The sequence below is a fragment of the Chryseobacterium sp. MYb264 genome (genome assembly GCF_035974275.1).
Lineage (GTDB): Bacteria > Bacteroidota > Bacteroidia > Flavobacteriales > Weeksellaceae > Chryseobacterium.
Genome location: NZ_CP142422.1, coordinates 170,810 through 189,774 on the forward strand (window position 1 = coordinate 170,810; position 18,965 = coordinate 189,774).

The 18,965-nt window shown below is 37.6% G+C and carries 17 protein-coding genes; 12 read left to right on the top strand and 5 right to left on the bottom strand.

Annotation, left to right across the window (positions count from 1 at the left end):
• Positions 1-535: 535 nt before the first annotated feature.
• From VUJ46_RS00740 to VUJ46_RS00760, 5 genes are all read right to left on the bottom strand, one after another.
• Complete coding sequence (locus VUJ46_RS00740) at positions 536-1,084, bottom strand: antibiotic biosynthesis monooxygenase (protein ID WP_326983106.1); 549 nt, start codon at positions 1,082-1,084, stop codon at positions 536-538.
• 20 nt (positions 1,085-1,104) lie between these two features.
• Positions 1,105-2,163, bottom strand: a complete 1,059-nt coding sequence (locus VUJ46_RS00745) for an NADH:flavin oxidoreductase/NADH oxidase (RefSeq protein ID WP_326983107.1) — start codon at positions 2,161-2,163, stop codon at positions 1,105-1,107.
• Between the two features lie 4 nt (positions 2,164-2,167).
• Positions 2,168-4,360, bottom strand: a complete 2,193-nt coding sequence (locus VUJ46_RS00750; RefSeq protein ID WP_326983108.1) for a hybrid sensor histidine kinase/response regulator — start codon at positions 4,358-4,360, stop codon at positions 2,168-2,170.
• 112 nt (positions 4,361-4,472) lie between these two features.
• Complete coding sequence (locus tag VUJ46_RS00755; RefSeq protein ID WP_326983109.1) at positions 4,473-5,168, bottom strand: LytR/AlgR family response regulator transcription factor; 696 nt, start codon at positions 5,166-5,168, stop codon at positions 4,473-4,475.
• A gap of 69 nt (positions 5,169-5,237) precedes the next feature.
• Positions 5,238-5,711 carry a Dps family protein gene (locus tag VUJ46_RS00760; RefSeq protein ID WP_326983110.1) on the bottom strand — a complete coding sequence of 158 codons (474 nt, stop codon included), beginning with the start codon at positions 5,709-5,711 and terminating at the stop codon, positions 5,238-5,240.
• A gap of 387 nt (positions 5,712-6,098) precedes the next feature.
• Here VUJ46_RS00760 and VUJ46_RS00765 point away from each other — a divergent pair, with 387 nt between their 5' ends.
• From VUJ46_RS00765 to VUJ46_RS00820, 12 genes are all read left to right on the top strand, one after another.
• A complete protein-coding gene (locus tag VUJ46_RS00765) occupies positions 6,099-6,920 on the top strand; it encodes an alpha/beta fold hydrolase (protein ID WP_326983111.1) in 822 nt (273 codons plus the stop codon).
• An 18-nt stretch (positions 6,921-6,938) separates the two neighbouring features.
• On the top strand, positions 6,939-7,250 hold the full coding sequence (locus VUJ46_RS00770) for a phosphoribosylpyrophosphate synthetase (RefSeq protein WP_326983112.1): 312 nt from the start codon (positions 6,939-6,941) through the stop codon (positions 7,248-7,250).
• Between the two features lie 299 nt (positions 7,251-7,549).
• On the top strand, positions 7,550-8,182 hold the full coding sequence (locus VUJ46_RS00775; RefSeq protein WP_326983113.1) for a hydrolase: 633 nt from the start codon (positions 7,550-7,552) through the stop codon (positions 8,180-8,182).
• A gap of 1 nt (position 8,183) precedes the next feature.
• Entirely contained in the window at positions 8,184-9,587 is a 1,404-nt protein-coding gene (locus tag VUJ46_RS00780) for an alginate export family protein (RefSeq protein ID WP_326983114.1), read from the top strand.
• A gap of 352 nt (positions 9,588-9,939) precedes the next feature.
• The gene (locus tag VUJ46_RS00785; protein ID WP_326983115.1) at positions 9,940-10,683 is read left to right on the top strand and encodes a M17 family peptidase N-terminal domain-containing protein; all 744 of its coding nucleotides are present in this window, start codon (positions 9,940-9,942) and stop codon (positions 10,681-10,683) included.
• A gap of 6 nt (positions 10,684-10,689) precedes the next feature.
• Complete coding sequence (locus VUJ46_RS00790) at positions 10,690-12,579, top strand: amidohydrolase (protein ID WP_326983116.1); 1,890 nt, start codon at positions 10,690-10,692, stop codon at positions 12,577-12,579.
• Positions 12,580-12,589: 10 nt separating this feature from the next.
• Positions 12,590-13,015, top strand: coding sequence for a DoxX family protein (locus tag VUJ46_RS00795; protein ID WP_326983117.1), 426 nt, complete (start codon positions 12,590-12,592; stop codon positions 13,013-13,015).
• A gap of 1 nt (position 13,016) precedes the next feature.
• Positions 13,017-13,490, top strand: a complete 474-nt coding sequence (locus tag VUJ46_RS00800) for a Dps family protein (RefSeq protein ID WP_326983118.1) — start codon at positions 13,017-13,019, stop codon at positions 13,488-13,490.
• Between the two features lie 4 nt (positions 13,491-13,494).
• Entirely contained in the window at positions 13,495-14,160 is a 666-nt protein-coding gene (locus VUJ46_RS00805; protein WP_326983119.1) for a YoaK family protein, read from the top strand.
• Between the two features lie 111 nt (positions 14,161-14,271).
• Entirely contained in the window at positions 14,272-16,479 is a 2,208-nt protein-coding gene (locus VUJ46_RS00810; protein ID WP_326983120.1) for a tetratricopeptide repeat-containing sensor histidine kinase, read from the top strand.
• A gap of 18 nt (positions 16,480-16,497) precedes the next feature.
• On the top strand, positions 16,498-17,850 hold the full coding sequence (locus VUJ46_RS00815; RefSeq protein WP_326983121.1) for a sigma-54-dependent transcriptional regulator: 1,353 nt from the start codon (positions 16,498-16,500) through the stop codon (positions 17,848-17,850).
• Positions 17,851-18,158: 308 nt separating this feature from the next.
• Positions 18,159-18,776 (top strand): TMEM175 family protein, encoded by a 618-nt coding sequence (locus VUJ46_RS00820; protein ID WP_326983122.1) that lies wholly within the window; start codon positions 18,159-18,161, stop codon positions 18,774-18,776.
• The last annotated feature ends 189 nt before the right edge of the window (positions 18,777-18,965 follow it).

The window sequence follows — 18,965 nt, forward strand, 5'->3', positions numbered from 1 at the left end:
GTGTATTTCGATGAACAGGCAAAATGACTCGGTGAGATTTGAAATTTATTAGATGTTGGTCTTTTAAGGGGTGAAATATTAAGCAAAGAAGCTTTTAGACGAATGTTTTTAAGGATGGGTTAAATATGATTTTTTAGGGACACGGATGCGTGAATATTTTTTATTTCCCACAGAATACGCAGATTTGCCAGATTATACCGTAGATTTTTTTATTGCTTACTATTTGTGGTCTCTCATAAGTAGAACGGCTTGGCGAGACTTAAAGCGGATCGTTATCGAAAAATTTAGTGAGCTTTTGTGTTCTATATTTAGAGTTTAAGGAAAAAAAATCTGTATCATTTGAAAAATCTGCGAGAATCTAAAAAATATCAAAATTCTCCTTCGGATTAGTTGGAATTTTGTTTTAAAATCAATCTAATATTGTCGGATATTTCCATTGCGACTAAAATAAAGAAAGCAATAAAAAAATCCGTCTCACTTTACGAGAGACGGATAAATAGATAGATGAAATTTATAATGATAAATACTGAATTTACTATTTATAGAGCCATTTTTTGATGAGTTGGGTATAATTTGGCATAACGAGATAAATCATCAGGAAGACAAGGCAGCCGGTGCTCACTAGGCCATCAAAATAACGGTTGACCGGTATGCTGAACATTCTTAAAACCGGGAGCACCATCATCGGCATAAGTAAAGATAAAGGATAAATAGCCGACCATGTGGCGAGATACTGTTTCCATCGAACAGGGACTTTAGTTTCTTTTTCGCCGTAAAAAAGAAAATCGAGACCTGTTTTTATCTGATAATTGTCTTCTTTGGTAAACAGAGGATGTGCTTTATCGATGAGCTTTTTACGGTCAGAAGATTCCATCCAGTTTCTAAGATGATCAATGGTATCAAAACGGATAATCACCGTATAGGAAAAAGTGAGCGTAGGAATCGGACGTACAATCTGAAGGTCTATAAAACCTGTTGCGCCTTTGGAAAGTGGCAGAATTTCGTTCAGCCATTGTTCGTATTCTTTCTGTTTGCCATCTACCACGTGATGGGTAATAACCACAGATGCACCCTGATTTTCCATAACTGATATTTTTAACTGAATTAAAAAGCTCTCTTATACTGCCACGGAATCTCTGTTTCCAGACCGAGTTTTTTCGCCGCATGAATGGCGAAATAGGGATCCCTTAAATGTTCTCTGGCGATGAGTACCAGATCTGCGTGCCCGTTTTCTATAATTTCATTGGCCTGACTGGCTTCTGTGATCAAACCTACCGCTCCGGTTAAAATTCCAATCTGCTTTTTTATCGCTTCTGCAAAAGGGACCTGGTAGCCGGGATGTACCTTATCTTTGCTCACGTTGGTAAATCCGCCACCGGAAGCGGTGATAAAATCTACACCATTATCTTTTAAAATTTTTGAAAGGGCGATGCTGTCTTCAAGTTTCCAGGCTTCTTCAGAATCAATATAATCAACTGCCGAAATCCTTACCAATAAAGGCATTCCTTCGGGAATTACTTTTCGGACTTCCTGAACGGTTTCTACCAGAAATCGTATTCTGTTGTCGAAGCTTCCGCCATATTCATCTTCACGTTTATTAATGACTGATGAATAAAACTGATGAAACAGATAACCGTGCCCTGCATGGAGTTCGATCGTATCAAAACCCGCATCTACAGCACGAAGAGCGGCATCCGTAAATTTTACTTTTAATTCCTGAATTTCAGCAATCGTCAGTTCTTCAGGAGTAACGCCATTTATTTCTGTTGCAGAAGATGATTTTACTTTCCATGCACCTTCTTCGTCGGTTAAGGGTTTCATGCGTTCGTTAGGATGTTTAAGGCTTCCTTTTGCTCCCGAATGCCACAGTTGAATTCCGATTTTAGTGTCCTGTTCGTGAACGAAATCAACAATATTTTTCCATGCTATTTTTTGTTCGTCATTCCAGATTCCGGTATCGTGCAAAGTGGCTAAACCTTCAGGAGAGACTGCTGTACATTCGGTAAGAATAAGTCCGGCACCACCCACGGCACGGCTTCCAAGATGTACCATGTGCCAGTTTCCGGGAACTCCCTTTGTAGCGCTGTATTGCTGCATGGGAGAGAGCGCAATCCTGTTTTTTAATGTGAGATTGCGTAGTTGTATGGGGGTAAATAAGTTCATATTTTTATTTTTTAGTAAGTGATTTAGAAAATATCTCAGCTTCAGACAGTGCTGACTGAATGATGCTTTTCACATCGTTTATGTATTGTTCTGTCAAAGGGTTTTCTTCGGTGGTTGTTTCCAACAGATTCAGTTTTTCCTGTAATAGAGGGAGAAGTCCCATGATGGCAACACTGGATTTTAAATCGTGTGCTCTTAATTTTACGATGGTAAAATCTTTTTTCTGATAGGCTGATGTCAGCTGATCAAGATGCTGGGGAATGTTATCAATAAACTGTTGGGTGATAATTTGTTCAAATTCCTGATCGCCTCCGCTGATCGATTTCATATAAGAAAGATCAATGTATTGAAATACAGGTTCTTTTTCTTCTTGTATATCTGATGCAATGGAACTGTTTAACCCAAAACTGGAAATCAGTTTAAATAATTCTTCTTCTTTAATGGGTTTAGAGATATATTCATTCATTCCACGGCTCAGGCATCGTTCTCTTTCTCCGGCAAGTGCGTGGGCCGTCATTGCGATAATCGGGATATCCAGTTGTAAAACTTCACGGATTTCCTGTGTCGCAGCATAGCCGTCCATTTGTGGCATCTGGATGTCCATTAATACAAGATCTGAACTTTTTTCTTTAAGATAACTGACTGCCTCCAAACCATTGGAAACAATATCAAAATCAATATTCCACTGCAAAAGCAAATGTTTCATTAAACTTTGGTTGATGACATTATCATCTACCACAAGCGCACGCAATGGGGTATTTGATTTATCTTTAAAATAATGGGTGTCCACAACAGGAATTGTATTTAATTGCTCTTTGGAAATACCGTAAGGAATATAGAAATGAAAAGTCGTTCCTTTTCCCTGTTCGCTGGTCACTTCAATATCTCCGTTTTGCAACAGGATCAGTTTCTGAACGATGGATAAGCCGAGCCCTGTTCCCCCATAATTACGGGTTGTAGAGTCTTCACCCTGATTAAATCTTTCAAACACTTCATTCAGTTTATCTTTATCGATTCCAATTCCGGTATCCGAAATTTTAAAACCGACAACCACTTCGTTTTCGGATAATTGTTTATTATAAATCTCAATGCTGATGCTTCCCTGATGGGTAAATTTGATGGCATTTCCAATTAAATTAACCAAAATCTGTGTCAGTCGGGTAGCATCACCAATTAACGTATCAGGAATGGTAGCATCTACTTTGCTGGAAATAGCCAGTTTTTTTTCTTTTGCTCTTTCCAGAAAAAGTGTTTCCACAGAATTTACCAATCCATTGATGCTAAAGGTTCCCGGAGTAATCCGCATCATTCCGGCTTCAATTTTTGAGAGATCTAAAATATCATTAATGATCGTCATTAAATTCTCTCCCGAACTTTGAATAGAAGATACAAATTCCGAAGAAGTCTGATCTAATGGTCTTTTTTGCAGCAAATTGGTAAATCCCAAAATTCCGCTTAAAGGGGTTCTGATCTCATGACTCATATTCGCCAGAAAGTTTTCTTTGGTTTGAGCCGCCACGGATGCTTTTTTCTCTGCAATATCCAGTTCATTAATCAATAAACGTTGTCTCTTGAACTGACGAAGAATGTGAAATCCTACAAATGACCCGCTTAAAATCAATAATACAAGCAAAGAGATATCGTATATTCTGGCTTTTCTGCCCATTTCCTCGCTGTGTTTGCTGAGTTCCACCATGTGCTTTTGTCGGCTTTCATAGATTTTTGCAGTGATCGTGGTGATTTCGTTTGAGATCTCCCTTGCTCTCGGATTGGCGATGGAGGTGTTGTCGTCCATATTTCCTAATCTCAGGTAACGGTTCAGAAGAGTTTCCTTTGTCGTTTTCTTCTCCATGGCAAGAATACTGAGCCTGTGGATCAGTCGCTCTTCTTCAGCATCAGAATTGTCTTTAGATAAAGAGTCCAGAAAGTTTTCGATCTGATTGATCTTTTGGTTAATTCCTTCCAGATGCGTGGTGTCATTCGTGGCAATCGAAGCTCGTATTCTGCTTTCCACACCCAGAATATCGCGGTCTATTTCGCGTAAATGATTGCTGGAACGAAGTTCGTTCAGTAAAGTATTATTATTATGAATCAGTTCCTTCGTATTTCTGGCTGAATTGATCTGAACAGCGATCAGCAATAGAGTCCCTACAATAAATGTAAGAATGATGAAATAACTAAACCGTTTGTTTCCCATGACAGAAATATTTAGCATAAATAATGATAAAATTGATGATTGCTCTTACCTCAATCCGTTAAACAGTAATAAAGTTTTAAAAAAAATCAATGAAAGTAAAGAATTGAATGATTTAAAAAACATTCATTCTTGTATTCAGAACTTTTCTGTAGGCATCGGCGATCGGAATGAATTTTCCGTTGATCATAATGCCTCCGTCCTGTAGGGTATCAATTTTATTTAGTGAGATAATGTAAGAACGGTGCACGCGGATAAAATCTTCTTTGGGCAAACGTTCTTCTGCGGCTTTCATCGTTCCGTGGATGACGAAATTTTTTTCTTTTGTATAAAATTTTACATAATCGCCCATGGCCTCTGCATAATAGATATCATCCATTTTCAGACGTCTCGTGATATTGGAATCCCGAACGAATAAAAATTCTTCTTTACTCACCTGAATGTTTTCTTTACGGCTTTCCGCAATGGCCTGCGCCTTGCTCATAGCCTGTAGAAACCTTGCTGGCGTCACCGGCTTGAGTAGATAATCCGCAATATTGAGCTCAAATGCTTCCAGCGCGTATTCCGGTTTGGATGAGGTAAAGACGATGATGATATCTCGTCCTGAAAGGTTTCTCGTTAATTCAATTCCGGTCATTTCCGGCATTTCAATATCAAGAAAGATAAGATCTATCTGCTCCTTCAGCAAATGATGATAGGCTTCTATGGCATTGGAATATTGGCTGATAATGGTAAGACCCGGGATTTGCTTTGCCAGATGGGCCAGCGTGGTTCTTGCAATTTCATTATCATCAACGATTAAGGCTTTCATGGTGGGTATATTTACGAATTTATACAAATATACTTATTACTTTTCTTTTTTTTATTTCAAACCTGCCTGTTATCTGAAGTAAGAACGGATCATCCATGCCATTTCTTCGTGTGTTTCCATCAATCCTGTGATGTAGTCACTCGTTCCGAAATCTTTATATTGTTCTGCAAACGGAGTGATATTTTCACGTAAAAAATCAATGATGCTTTCATGATCGCTTAGCAAATCTTTCATATATCCCAAACCATCGTTGGTTCGGTCGCTGTATTCTGTAAGGTGGGTCAGTTCAAGATAAATTTTCATAGTGGCGGGGGCAAAATGTCCTATTTTACGCATACGTTCAGCAACGCTGTCTATCATTTCATCCAGTTGTTTGTACTGGTTTTCAAAAAAGATGTGCATGGCGTGGAAATTATCCCCTGTTACGTTCCAGTGTGCATTTCTTGTTTTGGTGTACAATAAAAATTCGTCTGCTAATAATTTAGCCAATTGATCTGCTACTGCTTGAGTATTTGCTTCTGTAATACCGATTTTTGCTTTCATGATATTGATGATTTAATTGTTTTAAACAGTTGTTTTCTCTGTTTTTCTGATGTAAAGTTCGTAGGAAACATTGGGGAATGGTCACAAATTTCGATGAACGGGCAAAATGAATCGGTGAAATAATAGGGAAGGATCGTTGAAAATTTATTTACTGACTGGAAAATGTAGAAAAAGTAATAAATCAATAATGAAATTTTAGCGTAACCTGCTTATCATATTTTATATAATATCCGTAATAGCTTCATAAAAATACGGTATTTCGTAAAATTTATCTTGTGGTATTTTTCTTTAAGTGTTTGAGGTTGAGTGTTTCTACTGTTTTGGGTCATTTTTTGGCATTATGGTAATGAATTCAATTATTAATTTAAACTAAAATATATTGCAACAATGAGCACTTTAACATTAAAAGACGGAACAGAAATTTTCTACAAAGACCAAGGAGAAGGACCAGTATTAATGTTCCACCACGGATGGCCATTATCTTCCGATGATTGGGATGCACAGGTAATTTTCTTCTTACAGAAAGGATATAGAGTAATCGCTCACGACAGAAGAGGACACGGAAGATCTAGCCAAAATGTTTATGGTCATAATATCGAACAATATGCTTCTGACGCAGCGGAATTGGTAGAATTTCTTGATTTGAAAGATGTTATCCATATCGGTCACTCAACAGGAGGTGGAGAAGTAATTCGCTATGTAAACAAATATTCTAAAGGCAGAGCTAAAAAAGCAGTTTTAATCAGCGCAGTTCCGCCGATTATGGTAAAAAATGAAAGCAATCCTGATGGAGTTCCAATTGAAGTTTTCGACAATATCAGAGATCAGACGTTAAACAACAGACAGCAGTTTTATATTGATTTAACGATCCCTTTCTACGGATATAACAGAGAAGGAGCGGTAATTAAAGAAGGGGTACAGAGAAACTGGTGGAGACAGGGAATGATGGGTGGAATCGTGGCTCATTATGAAGGAATTAAAGCATTTTCTGAGACTGATTTTAGAGAAGATTTGCAAGCTGTTGAAATTCCTGTTTTATTGTTACACGGAGAGGACGACCAGATTGTTCCTATTGAAAATGCAGCCATCAAAGCCGCAAAATTATTGAAGAACGGAACATTGATTACATATCCAGGCTTCCCTCACGGAATGCCGACTACAGAGCATGAAACAATCAATAATGACATTCTGAAATTCATCACAGAATAATCATAATAATGTTAAGGAATGAATACGATGCAGCCAGCTTTTGATACGCTTACCGAAGCTGTTCAATGGCTTACTCAAAACGGATATACAGAAGATTTTAACCTTGAAAATGATTGCGTCAGGCTTAATAATTTTCTGGATGTATCTCCTGAAGATTTCAAAATAAAATATACGTTTCGTTTTGAAGGGGATACCGATCAGGGAGATGAAGATGTCGTCTACGGAATTGCTTCTGATAAATATTCCGTCAAAGGAATTCTCACCAGTGCCTACGGAATTTACGCTGATGAAACAAGCACAGAACTGATTAAAAAACTGTCTGTAAACTAATTGATTTTTTGATGAGAAAACCCTCGTCAGTTCGAGTGTTTTTCGAAATGAAATGAAGAAAAATGTATCGAGAACTTTAATTATAACAAAAACTTCTCGATACGATTTTTTCTCAAAAATCTACTCCAAGTGACGGAGCGGAGCTTATAAAGAAACTCAATCAAATCAAAAAATAAAAGGTTCAGAATTTTATCACAGATGAAATCCCTGCGCCTTAAAAACAAAACAATTTTAAAATCATTTTGCGATCAACCAACAAAGCCAATCAATTAAAATTAACAAACAACTAAAATAAATTTATGAAACCATCATCAAAACTACTTTCCCCGGAAAATCACGCTTTAGTATTAATCGATTTTGAAGGTCAGATGGCATTTGCCACGAAAAGTATCTCTATGAATGAACTGCGTAACAATGTTGCGGTAGTTTGTGGAGCCTCAAAAATCTTCAATGTTCCGACCATCGTTACAACGGTTGCTGAAGAAAGCTTTGCAGGCCCTGTTTTCCCGGAAATTGAAGAAGCATATCCAATGGCAACTTCGGGATATATCGACAGAACCAGCATGAACACTTGGGAAGATGAAGCGGCTTACAAAGCCATCACCGGAACTCAGAAACAAAAATTGGTTTTTGCAGGATTGTGGACTGGTGTTTGCATCGTGGGACCAGCTTTGTCGGCGCTTGAGGAAGGATATGATGTCTATGTAATCACGGATGCTTGCGGAGATATTACCGATGAAGCTCACGAAAGAGCGGTGCAGAGAATGATCCACGCGGGAGTGAAGCCTGTGACTTCAGTTCAGTATGCTCTTGAATTACAGAGAGACTGGGCACGTCAGGAAACGTATGTTGCCGTAACAGATTTGATGAAAAAGTACGGCGGTTCTTATGGGCTGGGAGTTCATTATGCTCACAATATGCTGAAACATTAATATGTATACACCATTTTCAATGTTGAAATCCACTTCCATATCGTTTTTTAAAATAACCATTGTTTTGATTCTTTTGTGTTCAGAAACACTGTCGGCTCAAAGCTTTAAGCTCCTGCGCTACGATGAGAATTATGAATATTTAAAAGACTCAGCAGATAGTTTTTATAATAAGGTTAAATTTCTTCCGCTCAATGAAAAGAAGGATATCTATCTGTCTTTCGGTGGCGAAGCACGGTATGAGTATGTAGATTTCAACAACGAAGATTGGGGCAGGCTGAATATTGGGCACAACAACTTTTTTCTGCAACGGTATGATCTTCACGCAGATTTGCATCTCGGAAAAAATATCAGAATATTTTCACAAGTCCGAAGCGCTTTACAGAACGGAAGAAAAAATGGTTCCAGAGGAATTGATGAAGATCAGTTAAGTATTCAGAATCTATTTATTGATGCTGATTTGATTCATAAAAATAATCATAAACTAACATTCAGAGTGGGGCGACAGGAACTGGATTACGGTTCGGGAAGATTAATTTCCGTAAGAGAAGGTCCCAATGCAAGACTTTCTTTTACCGGAGCTAAAGTGATGTATTCCCACAAAAATGTTTCTGTAGATGCATTTGCGATGATGGCAGACAGCATCAACACAGGAGTTTTTGATAATAAAGTCTCAAAACAGCTCAATCTTTGGGGTACTTATTCGAAAATCATTATTCCGAAAGCCGGAAACCTCGATCTGTACTATATCGGAATTCGAAGAGACGAATCTGTTTTTGAAGTAGGAACAGCCAAAGAAAAACGCCATACCATTGGCGGAAGATTTTGGAAATATGGCGGCGGATTCATTTATAATCTGGAAGCAGCGTATCAGTTCGGAACTTTTGGAAACGAAGATATCAGCGCGTGGACGGGCTCTGTCGACATCGGATATCTCTTTGAAAATGTAAAATTCAAACCAAGCATCAACTTGCGAAACGATTATATTTCCGGTGATAAATCCAAAGAAGACGGAAAGCTGAATACGTTCAATCCTCTCTATCCAAAAGGCGGTTATTTTGGCTTCAGTCCGCAGGTTGGGCCGGTCAATTTAATTGATATTCATCCGTATGCGACATTGGATTTAACGTCAAAGCTAAAAATGCAGGTCGATATCGTTTTTAACTGGCGATATTCCCTGAACGACGGGGTTTACCGACCAAGCGGAGTCTTGAATCGTCCTGGAAGCAGCTCAGACAAAAGATATATCGGAACAGCTTATTTAACCAATTTCACCTACAGTTTTAATAGATATTTTTCTTTGGTGAGCGGACTTCAGTATTTTCAGAAAGGATCTTTTATCGAAGATATTATTCCGAATGCGAAGAGCGGTATCTTCTACAATATTCGCGTAGGATTCAAATTTTAATGATAAAAAATCAACTCTAAAACCCTAAAACACTCTTACTCTAAAACTTTTTAAGAAGCTTAATCCCGCTTTCCACTGTATCTTTTTCGCCAGCGCTTTTTTTCAAAGCCCATTCAGAAAAAGGATGCCGTTGCAATCGGGGCTAGGGTTGTAGTCAGTGAATTTAAAACATAAAAATAACCACAAAGTTTGCCATCCGTAGTAAAAAAACCTCATAGGTTTTTAAAACCTATGAGGTTTACATCCGAAAATAAAAAAATTATCACAGATAAAAGCCTTGCGCCTTAAAAACGCAGCGAATGTAAAATCATTTTGCGTCTTTGCGAATTTCCAACATATAAACAATTTAATTATGCAAAAAACAATTTCAAAATACATCAGCTGGTCTAAAACAATGTTCACCGCATTGATTTTAACCACTTCAACAACAACATTCATTTCAGCACAAACTGCTGAAACAAAAACAGCCATCGGAACCTCCAAAATTTGGGGAACCGTCGACGGAGTTTCCGTTGTCGGTCTTGTTCAGGGACCTTCAGCAGCAGTCGCAGACTTGCAGATTGCCTGCGTTTTCGAATACACGGACGGTGATATTTTCAATCCGCCTGCGCTTCCAAAAGAACTTAACGGAATAGTTCATTTGGATGAAGCGCTAAAAGGAGCCGTTACCGAAGTCAGAAAAACCGGAAAATTCAAAGGTCATGCGCTAGAAACCCTGCTTATTGCGCCGCCAAAAGGAAGCTTGTCTTCTAAAAAATTATTACTGATCGGTTTAGGAAACAGAAACTCTTTCGATGCCGAATTAATGAAAGAAATCGGAAGTGTAGCAATGAGAGAAGCGTTAAAATTACAGGTGAAAACTGTTTCTTTCGCCAGCGACATCAAAGATGCGGGTATCGATTCTCCAACAGCTCTGGTGGCAGAAAATGTCGTTTTGGGAGCTTTTGATGCGTACAGAACGCAGACGTATTTAAATACTCAGCATTTATCAGATAAAATTAAGTTGCAGAAGCTGATCTTACTGGCCGGACCATCATTTTTTACCGTTGCCGGAGGAGGAATTCAGGAAGCTATTTCAAAATTAAACACCAAATAAAAGAAGATGAAAGCAGACCTAATTTTATACAACGGAAAAGTCCACAGTTTTAATAAAGAAACCCCTGAAATTTCCGCAGTAGCCATTAAAGAAGGTAAAATTATTGCCGTGGGAAAAGACAATTTAGTAGACCAGTTTGCAGATGATTCTACGAAAATTGTTGATCTGAAAAAGAAAAGAGTCGTTCCCGGAATTAATGATTCCCACATTCACCTGATTCGTGGCGGATTAAATTACAACCTTGAACTAAGATGGGATGGCGTTCCTTCTCTAGCCGATGCCTTGAGAATGCTGAAAGATCAGGTCGACCGTACACCTTCTCCGCAATGGGTTCGTGTGGTTGGTGGCTGGTCAGAATTTCAGTTTGCAGAAAGAAGAATGCCGACTTTGGAGGAAATCAACGCGATTGCTCCCGAAACTCCGGTTTTTATTCTGCATTTGTACGACAGAGCTTTGATGAACAGAGCGGCTTTGAAAGCAGTTGGATTCAACAAAAATACACCGGCTCCGGCGGGCGGACAGATCGAAAGAGATGCGAACGGTGAACCGACAGGATTGATTATCGCAACACCAAACGCCATGATTCTATATTCCACACTAGCGCAGGGTCCGAAATTATCTTATGAACATCAATTGAATTCAACGAGACATTTTATGACGGAATTAAACCGTTTCGGAATTACGAGTGTCATTGATGCAGGAGGAGGTTTTCAGAATTTCCCGGATGATTATCAGGTCGTGAATGAACTGAACGAAAAAAAGCAGTTAACAGTAAGGATTGCTTATAATTTATTCACCCAAAAGCCTAAGCACGAATTTGAAGATTTCAGCGATTGGATCGATACGGTAAAATTGTATCAGGGTGATGATATGTACCGTCACAACGGGGCAGGAGAGATGTTGGTATTTTCGGCGGCAGATTTTGAAGATTTTCTTCAGCCAAGACCCGATTTGCCGGAAAACATGGAAGCCGATCTTGAAAAAGTGGTTCGTTTACTGGTAGAAAACCGCTGGCCTTTCAGACTTCATGCTACATACAATGAGAGTATTACTAGATTTTTAAATGTTTTTGAAAAAGTAAATCAGGACATTCCTTTCAACGGATTGCCATGGATTTTTGATCATGCTGAAACCATAGACGAAAAAAATATCGAAAGAGTAAAAATGTTAGGCGGAGGAATCGCAATCCAAAGCAGAATGGCTTACCAAGGTGAATATTTTACCGATCAATATGGTTCTGCTGCTGCGGAAAGTACGCCTCCAATTAAAAAAATGCTGGAAATGGAAGTTCCCGTCGGCGGTGGTTCGGATGCAACGAGAGTGAGCAGTTATAATCCTTGGGTTTCTATGTATTGGTTAACGGTTGGGAAAACGGTTGGCGGACTTCAATTGTATCATGAAACGAGGTTAGAACGAGCAACCGCATTGGAGTTATACACCAAAGGAAGCGCGTGGTTTTCTCAGGAACAGCAGAAGAAAGGGGATATTCAGGTAGGAATGTTTGCTGATTTGGCCATTTTAGATAAAGATTATTTTACGGTTGACGACGAAGAAATTAAAAATATAGAATCTGAAATGACGATCGTAGACGGAAAAATTGTCTACGCAAAAGGAGAGTTTTCAAGCTTTGCACCGCCGTCAATTCCAATTCTGCCGGATTGGTCACCAACAAAAATATACAACGGATATTATTCTGAAGATCAGAGCCGTCAGATGGAAATCGTTAAAAATGCGAAAAAAGAGTCAAAACCATTGTTAAGCTCACAGATTCACAGTTGTGCAGGAAGTTGTGATGTACACAATCACAATCATGACCATGCGAGAATGAGTAATCTTCCGGTTAATAATTATCACGCATTTTGGGGCGCTTTAGGGTGTTCATGCTTTGCTTTTTAAATTTAAAAATATGGAAATTTTAAAACAGATCCTTAGCTCAGATTTAGGATCGTCATTTAATGATATCGCTTTTCTTGTTTTCCGTGTGCTTCTGGCAATTCAGCTGTTTAGAGTTCATGGTTTAAAGAAATTCAGACTGGAAAACGGACAGAAAGAAATTATTCCGAATCCGCTTGGGCTTCCTGATAAAATGAATGCTCTGGTGGCCTCATTTGCCGATTTGGTGGTTCCTTTTTTAATTATTTTAGGATTAGGAACGAGATTAGCCGTTTTGCCAACCATTGGCGTAACTGCAATCGGATATTTCGTGGTTCACCGAAAAGATTCTCTGGAAGTTCGAGATGTTCCGTTTATGTACACTTTATCCTTATTACTCATTCTTGCCTTGGGAGCAGGAAAATATTCACTCGATTATTACTTATTAAATATACTTTAGAATGAAAACATCAATTGGAATTAAAGAAGAAAATTTAGCAAAAGTTGCTGAAATATTGGTTGAAACGTTAGCCGACGAATTTGTATTGTATACCAAAACAAAAAAAGCCCACTGGAACGTAGAAGGACAGGATTTTTATAATAAACATCTGTTTTTTGAAGCGCAATATGAGCAATTAGATGAGATCATCGATAATCTTGCCGAAAGAATCAGAACATTAGGGCATTACGCACCGGCAACGTTGAGAGAATATCTGGCTTTAACGCATCTGTCAGAGCATCATTTAGAAGCCAATGACAGCTTAACATACATCAAAGAATTGCTTTCTGATCACGAAAGTATTTTAATTCATCTTCGTGAAAATATAGAAAATTTTGCTGTTGAATTCCGTGATGCCGGAACAAGTGATTATATCACCGGATTATTAGAAACTCACGAAAAAATGGCGTGGATGCTGCGCTCACATTTAAAATAAAAATATGGAAATTAAACATAATATTGGTTTTGTAACCTTACTTCTGGCGTTGATTGCGGGCTATTGTGATACGGTAACTTTCGTGGCGGCAGATTCTATCTTTTCGGCGCACGTTACGGGTAACTTTATCGTTTTTGCTTACCAGTTTGTGAAAGGTTCAGATATTCATGCCTGGGTAAAATTATTAACGTTTCCTGTGTTTATTTTAGCAGTTATCGCTGGAGGAAGAATTGCGGGAAAAGTGCTTAATCATTATACCATTTTATTCTGGGAAGGATTTTTACTCTTACTCGCGGGAATTATCGTTGCTGTTCTCAATTATAACGGGCTTTTTGATGACGTGATGATGTATACCGTAGTGATGATCACGGTTTTTGCCATGGGACTTCAGAACGCTTTTGGAAAATTATATGCTAAAGAAACGCACGGGCCAACAACGATGATGACGGGAAATGTAACCCAAGCCTCATTGGATTTCGGAACGTTGATCAAAAATGGTTTTAAAGATGCAGATGCTTTGATAAGTCTAAAGAAACAGCTGGTGACTATTTTAGGATTTTTGGTCGGGTGTTTTTTAGGCGCTTTTGCAGGGAAGCAATTGGGGTTGGTAACCTTGGTTTTCCCAGGATTGGCAATGATTATCTGCTATCTCTATCACCGCGAAAAATAGTTGATAAAACGGGAAAATAACAGGAGAATAGATTATCTTTAAAAAATGAATAAGAGCCCTTATTTTATTACTGTAAATCCACTAAAGATATATTGTTTTTCATTGGTTTTGATGTTTTTAAGTATATCATTAAAAGCTCAGACCAAAGAAAATCCTGCACTGTTGAGAAAACAAATTGCCGCTTCTAAAGAAAGTCCTCAGAAAATTGCTTTACTGCAAAAGCTGAGCGATTTTTATATTAACAAAAGAGGCGAGGCAAAAAAGGATCTCGACAGTGCAGTGATTTTAAACAACGAAGCAATGAAGCTTAGCCTGAAAATCAAAGACGATTTAGGCAGAGGGAAATCGATGCTTTTGGATGCAAAAATAAATAAGGAAAGAGGGAATAAAGAGGCTGCATTTTCCAAGGTGAAAAATTCCATTACTTATTTTGAAAATCATAAAATGACGGAGCAAACCGGAGAAGGATACGAAGAACTTTCCTTCCTATACGATAATGATCCTAAGAATTTCGATGCTAAAATAAAGCTTAAAGAAAAGGCATTGGCATTGTTTAAAAGTTCGGGATCGAAGCTGAAACAGGCCTCTGTTTTAAAGGATTTGGGCGAACTTTATATGATAAAAGGAGATTCTGATAAATCCATAGAAATGCTGAAACAGTCGCTGGCAATTTATCAGTCGCTAAAGTATCAGGAAACGCAGGGTGTTTATAATTTCCTCACACAGGCTGAAATTCAGAAAGCCAATTACGAAGAAGCTTTAAAATACGGAATTGCAGCAGAGAAAGCGGCAATAAATACCAACGACAATACTTTGCAGCTAAGTTCAATTTACAGCAATGTCGGAATGGTATACTATTACCTTCGTCAGAACGATGACGCCATGAGATATTGGGAAAAAGCGCTGGATGTTGCCAAAAAAAATAAAGATAACGGTTATGTAAGAACGGTTGCCAATAATATGTCTACAATGCTCATCAGACAAAGGAAATTTGATCAGGCTATTGCAATGATTAAAGAATATAAAGCCAAATATCCTATTGATGACAAGCAGTTTGAGATGACGGAAGATTATATTCTTTTCAGCACTTATACGATCAAGAAGCAATTCAGGAATGCTGAGATTTATTATAAAAAACTGGTCAGTTATTATGGTGAAAATGCAGAAAGACATAATAATCAGACTTCGTTGTTGAGGAGCTTTGTTTTTTACCATTATCAGACGAAAAACTATCCTGCCATGTATCGGGAAGCCACTTTGTTTGATTCTTTGGCGAAGAAAAACGGGAATGATATGTTACGCTCTGAAAATCACTTGATTTGGTTTAAAGCAGATTCTACACAAGGGAAATATTTAGACGCAATAGAACATTATCAGTTGTATAAAAAGTTTTCGGATTCTGTTTTTAATGGAGAAAAAAGCAAACAGATCAGCAGCCTGAAAATTCAGTTTGAAACCGATCAGAAAGATAAAAACATTGAATTGCTCACCCAAAAAGGTAAACTTCAGGAAATACAGATCACCAATGATACGTTTATTAAATATGTTTTTATAGGAAGTATTGTTGTTTTGATTTTATTTATCTTATTGATTTACAATCGTTCGAGGCTTAAAACCAACGCCAATAAAAAATTAGAACTAAAACGTAAGCAGATCGATGAGCAAAATGATCAACTTAAAAAACTTCTTGCCGAAAAAGAATGGCTGGTAAAGGAAATTCACCATCGTGTAAAGAATAATTTACAGATTGTCATTAGTTTACTGAATACACAATCGGCTTATCTCGATAATGAAGATGCGTTAATGGCCATTCAGAACAGTCAGCACAGAATGCATGCGATGTCATTGATTCACCAGAAATTATATCAGACTGATAATCTTTCGACAATCGATATGTCCTGGTATATTTATGAATTGGTGAATTATATCAGAGAATGTTATTCATCAGAAAATAAAATTAAGTTCACGGTACGGGCTGAAAAAGTTTTTCTGGATGTAGCTCAGGCGGTTCCGATGGGGCTTATCATCAATGAAGCAGTGATTAATACAACAAAATATGCTTTTCCTGATGATAAAATAGGAGAAGTTGTGATTTCCTTTAAAAATATTGGAAATGGTGATTATGAATTAATGGTTTCCGACAATGGAGTAGGTCTTCCTGATGATTTTGATATTGAAGAAACAGAATCTTTGGGAATGAATTTGATGCGTGGATTAACCGATCAGCTTGATGGAAATTTTTCTCTCGAAAATAAAAACGGATTGAAAATTACCATTATATTTAGAAAAAATACAGAAATTGAAGCCCACGAAAAGTAAGCGGATCACATAAAAAAAATGAAAGAAAAAATCTTAATTGTAGAAGATGAATTTATTGTAGCCAACGACCTCAAAATCATTTTGATTAAGGCGGGTTATCAGGTTACGGGAATTGCTTCTTCGGTTGTTCAGGCAAGAAAATCGATTGAAGAAAAAAAGCCCGACTGGGTACTGTTGGATATTATGCTGAAAGGCGACTTAACGGGTATTGATCTTGCGTGGGAACTGCGTGAGATCAATTTGCCGTTTCTCTATATTTCTGCCAATACCAACCAGACTACGTTGGAAGCAGTGAAGGAAACCCAGCCTTACGGATTTATGGTTAAACCTTTTCGTGAGCGCGATTTAATCGTGATGTTAGACATCGCTAAATATCGTTTTGATGTCGAAAGAGGTTGCGATTTTATTAAAAATACAGATAATGACGTTATTGAAGGCATTGTCGGGAAAAGCAAAGTTCTTAAGGATGTTGTTGAAAAAGTAAGGATTGTTGCCCCAACCGATACTTCCGTTCTGGTGATCGGTGAAAGTGGAACCGGAAAAGAAAAGGTAGCACATTCCGTGCATGAACTTTCAGATCGAAAAGATAAACCGATTGTGGTTGTAAACTGCGCTGCTTTGCCTCATTCTTTAATTGAATCTGAACTTTTTGGTCATGAAAAAGGAAGCTTTACAGGGGCGAATACTTTGAGGATCGGAAAATTTGAACAGGCAGATGGCGGAACAATATTTTTGGATGAAATAGGAGAATTACCTTTGGATTCCCAGGTGAAATTACTCCGTGTTTTACAGGAAAAAGAAATCGAAAGATTAGGCGGAAATAAAACACTAAAAGTGAATGTAAGAATTGTCGCAGCAACCAATCGATCTCTGGAAAAAGAAGTGGCAGAAGGCAGATTCAGGCTTGATTTATATTACCGACTGAATGTTTTCCCAATCGAATTGCCACCGTTGAGAGAAAGAAAAGAAGACATCGAGCTGCTGGCTAATTTTTTCTTAAATAAATATTCTACAGCCTCAAGAAGAAATATAACTTTGATCAGTAAAGATGCTTTAGAACAATTATTAAACTACCGTTGGCCCGGAAATATTCGTGAATTGGAACATTTGATGGAAAGAAGTGTTCTTTTAGCAAAAAACACTGAAATCGAAAATTTTGAACTTCCGAAATCAGTTGAACAACCTTCGGAACCATCTCACGGACAGTTAAAATCAATGGAAGAAATGGAAAGAGATCACATTATGAATGCGCTGCAAAGCTGCAACGGAAAAGTTTCCGGAATCGGTGGAGCGGCAGAATTATTGAAAATCCAGCCTCAGACTTTATATTCCAAAATGAAGAAACTGGGCATTGATAAAGGGTATAAATAGAAACTTTTATTCAACAAAAATCCATTCAATAGAGGCGGACTTTAGTCCGCTTTCAAAAAAATAAAATAAAGGCTTTAGCCAAAATTTATTAAAATTTTAAAATCACTTATTAGATTAAGTGAAAGCATTTGTTTTTTCGTAAACAATCCGTCAGTTCGAGTGATTTTTTGAAACAAAGTGGAGAAAAATTGTATCGAGAACATATTGAAATCATCGTATACAGCTTTATATTAAAATAAATTCTCGATATAAAATTCTTTCAGAATTTCACTCGAATTGACGCTAACAATCTCAATAATAAAAAAATCATGGAAAAAGAAACTGGCCGTATAGAAGGCTTCAGCGACGGCGTTTTTGCCATTGCAATCACCCTTTTGGTACTCGATCTTCACGTACCTGAAGCAGACAGCATCAGGAACGGAAACGATATATTAATTTTTATGAAAAACCAATGGCCAACGTTTTTAGCGTTTATCCTTTCGTTTTTCAGTATTTTCATCATGTGGGTCAATCACCACAAAATTTTCAAACAAATTTATAGTCGAAATTCAGGAATTATGTTTGCTAATGGATTGATTCTCTTTCTCGTTTCGGCAGTTTCCTATCCAACGGCTTTGTTGGCTAAATATTTCAACGGAGAAGCGGCTTCTGTGGTCGTGGCCATCTATACGGGAATTTTTGTACTGATTAATCTGGCGTATAATCTACTGTGGTATCTGGCGAGTAAAAACAAAAAATTACTGCGTCCGGGAATTACCGATCTGGCGATTAAAAAAATACACAATAATTACCTTTACGGACTTCCTATTTATATTATTGCGCTGACTTTTTCCTTCTGGATTCCTGTTGTTTCATTGATTATTATTCTGGGATTGTGGATCTTTTGGGCGCTTTCGTCAGGAAAAATTGAAATGAGTATGAAATAATTTTATCCGCAAAAGAGGCAAAAGTTATTTTAAAAGCTTTGAGTTAAAGTATATCAAAGCAAACAAAAAATCAAAGATTTTTAAAAGCTAATGTGGTTTTTTGTAAGTAAAAATTTAAGCTTAAAATTATTAAGTGCTAAAAACTTTTGTGACTTTTGTGGTTGAAATTCGCCCAAAAAGATATCTTTC

What these genes read in the sequence shown, in the direction of transcription:
- VUJ46_RS00775 (WP_326983113.1), top strand. Translation starts at nt 7,550, where the DNA reads ATGAAACCATCATCAAAACTACTTTCCCCGGAAAATCACGCTTTAGTA.
- VUJ46_RS00760 (WP_326983110.1), bottom strand. Translation starts at nt 5,711, where the DNA reads ATGAAAGCAAAAATCGGTATTACAGAAGCAAATACTCAAGCAGTAGCA.
- VUJ46_RS00765 (WP_326983111.1), top strand. Translation starts at nt 6,099, where the DNA reads ATGAGCACTTTAACATTAAAAGACGGAACAGAAATTTTCTACAAAGAC.
- VUJ46_RS00750 (WP_326983108.1), bottom strand. Translation starts at nt 4,360, where the DNA reads ATGGGAAACAAACGGTTTAGTTATTTCATCATTCTTACATTTATTGTA.
- VUJ46_RS00795 (WP_326983117.1), top strand. Translation starts at nt 12,590, where the DNA reads ATGGAAATTTTAAAACAGATCCTTAGCTCAGATTTAGGATCGTCATTT.
- VUJ46_RS00780 (WP_326983114.1), top strand. Translation starts at nt 8,184, where the DNA reads ATGTATACACCATTTTCAATGTTGAAATCCACTTCCATATCGTTTTTT.
- VUJ46_RS00800 (WP_326983118.1), top strand. Translation starts at nt 13,017, where the DNA reads ATGAAAACATCAATTGGAATTAAAGAAGAAAATTTAGCAAAAGTTGCT.
- VUJ46_RS00740 (WP_326983106.1), bottom strand. Translation starts at nt 1,084, where the DNA reads ATGGAAAATCAGGGTGCATCTGTGGTTATTACCCATCACGTGGTAGAT.
- VUJ46_RS00815 (WP_326983121.1), top strand. Translation starts at nt 16,498, where the DNA reads ATGAAAGAAAAAATCTTAATTGTAGAAGATGAATTTATTGTAGCCAAC.
- VUJ46_RS00770 (WP_326983112.1), top strand. Translation starts at nt 6,939, where the DNA reads ATGAATACGATGCAGCCAGCTTTTGATACGCTTACCGAAGCTGTTCAA.
- VUJ46_RS00745 (WP_326983107.1), bottom strand. Translation starts at nt 2,163, where the DNA reads ATGAACTTATTTACCCCCATACAACTACGCAATCTCACATTAAAAAAC.
- VUJ46_RS00790 (WP_326983116.1), top strand. Translation starts at nt 10,690, where the DNA reads ATGAAAGCAGACCTAATTTTATACAACGGAAAAGTCCACAGTTTTAAT.
- VUJ46_RS00785 (WP_326983115.1), top strand. Translation starts at nt 9,940, where the DNA reads ATGCAAAAAACAATTTCAAAATACATCAGCTGGTCTAAAACAATGTTC.
- VUJ46_RS00820 (WP_326983122.1), top strand. Translation starts at nt 18,159, where the DNA reads ATGGAAAAAGAAACTGGCCGTATAGAAGGCTTCAGCGACGGCGTTTTT.
- VUJ46_RS00805 (WP_326983119.1), top strand. Translation starts at nt 13,495, where the DNA reads ATGGAAATTAAACATAATATTGGTTTTGTAACCTTACTTCTGGCGTTG.
- VUJ46_RS00755 (WP_326983109.1), bottom strand. Translation starts at nt 5,168, where the DNA reads ATGAAAGCCTTAATCGTTGATGATAATGAAATTGCAAGAACCACGCTG.
- VUJ46_RS00810 (WP_326983120.1), top strand. Translation starts at nt 14,272, where the DNA reads ATGTTTTTAAGTATATCATTAAAAGCTCAGACCAAAGAAAATCCTGCA.